The sequence below is a fragment of the Paracoccus haeundaensis genome, assembly GCF_006239215.1.
In the GTDB taxonomy this organism is placed as follows: Bacteria; Pseudomonadota; Alphaproteobacteria; order Rhodobacterales; family Rhodobacteraceae; genus Paracoccus; species Paracoccus marcusii.
Genome location: NZ_VDDC01000112.1, coordinates 1 through 769, shown reverse-complemented (window position 1 = coordinate 769; position 769 = coordinate 1). Strand labels below are relative to the sequence as shown.

The 769-nt window shown below is 63.3% G+C and carries 1 pseudogene; it reads right to left on the bottom strand.

From position 1 onward, the window contains the following. Positions 1–525: pseudogene (locus FHD67_RS21020) on the bottom strand (transposase); the annotation flags it as partial. Positions 526–769: the final 244 nt, after the last annotated feature.

The following is a 769-nucleotide window of genomic DNA, read 5'->3' as shown; positions in this document are numbered from 1 at the left end:
ATGATGTCCGGCGGTCCGAACCGATAGATGGCCTCGTTCAGCGCCTCGACGCAGAAGTCGGCGTCCCCTCGCCATGGTCCTCGGACCAGTGGCGGACTATGGCTCGATGTTGGAGATCCGCCACGCCAAGACCATGCGGGTGTGCCAGTCCATGATCGCCACCAGGGAGAGTGAGGCATGAGCCGCCACCGGTCCGAGGCCATGCCGAGCGCCGCGACGCATCGGCAGATAGGTGATGTCCACACACCAGACCTGATTTGGCCGGTCCGCACGCAGGCCGCGCGAGCCAGATAGGGGTAGGTCTTGTGTCCCTTCGTCGGCCGGCCGGTGTTGGACTTCTGCTAGATCGGCATCAGACCCATCAGGCGCATAAGCCGACGTATGCGCTTTTCGTTCACCTTGTGGCCGTTTTCGGGCTTGCGCGGCCCCACTGGGGCCACGGTCCCTGCAACTGCGCAGGTGCCAGGTCATCTGACGGACGCCAAGGAAAGGCGTGTCGAGGAACCGCACGTCGATCAACCGCAGTGAGCCCTGTGGCCGCCACTGGTTCGAGGTCCATGGCGAACGCGAGGGTCTGGTCCGTCTCACCCTGCGGCATATGGTAAAACGACGAACGAGGGACATGCAGCAGAGCGCACTGCCGGCCGATCGACAGGTCCGGATGGTCGCGTTCGACCATGCCGTTCGGCATCGTCTCTCGGACCAATGGCGTTCCAGTGCCGCATCACTTCCCGCCCCAGGGCTTCAGCTTTCTTTCCAAAATGAGTTG